The following is an 877-nucleotide window of genomic DNA, read 5'->3' as shown; positions in this document are numbered from 1 at the left end:
CCGATGGCGGCGATCTCGGGCGTCAGGACGGTGGGGATCAACGGGGGTCTCCTGCGCTGTTCTGCCGGCTCTGCTGGTACGGGTCGTGCGAGTCATGCGGGGCGTGCGAGTCATGTACGTCGTGCGGCGGTGGCATCGCGGGCACGGCGTCGGGGGAGTGGTGGACGGCGAGGAGCTCCCAGTCGTCGGCCGGTGTGCCGTGGAGCGCGGACAGCTGGGTGCGGGCGGCCCGTTCCAGCCCGGGCCCCGGAACGCCGAGCACCGTGGACGAGATCAGCGCACGGCCCCCGGGGGCCCGCGAGGGGTCCACCTCGCTCATCACCGCGCTGTACGCCACGGGGCCGGAGCGGTCGGCGTCCAGGACCAGGGCCGCGCCGGTCGGCGGTGCTGCCGGGGCGGCGTGGTGAAGGACCGTCACCTGATGGAAGTCCGGGACCCGGAGTCCGGGCAGCAGCCGGGCCGCGGACCTGGCGTCGGTCGCCACGATGAGCGCACGGCAGCTCAGCACGCCCAGCTCCGCCGTGGTGACCGAGCTGATGGAGGCGGCGGTGACGGTCACTCCGGTGGACACGGTGCCCGGCGGCAGTGTCGCGGCCAGGCGCTCGGGCAGGACGGACGCGCCGCCCGCAGGTACGCACAGCCGTCCTCGCGCGAACCCCCGCAGGGCGAGATCCGCGCAGCGGCTCGACGTGGTCAGCCCCGGGTCGCTCAGCAGCGCGGCCAGCAGCGGCCTGACGAAGCCGGTGACGGTCCGCTGCGGGAGGCCGTACGAGCGGAGCGCGGCCAGAGCGGTCTGTTCGGGACGGGCCAGCAGCCGGTCCACCGGGGTGGCCGCGAGTCGGGCCAGCGCGGCGCGCAGCCTGGCCCGGTCGAGGGC

1 protein-coding gene is annotated in these 877 nt (G+C 75.7%); it reads right to left on the bottom strand.

The window, feature by feature from the left end; genetic code table 11:
* Positions 1-37: 37 nt before the first annotated feature.
* Positions 38-877, bottom strand: an 840-nt coding sequence (locus G3I19_RS36635) for an FAD-dependent oxidoreductase (RefSeq protein WP_164267966.1), incomplete at its 5' end; no start/stop codon positions are given.

This window comes from Streptomyces sp. SID10853 (genome assembly GCF_010548145.1).
In the GTDB taxonomy this organism is placed as follows: Bacteria; Actinomycetota; Actinomycetes; order Streptomycetales; family Streptomycetaceae; genus Streptomyces.
This window is presented reverse-complemented; position numbering and strand designations above follow the sequence as displayed.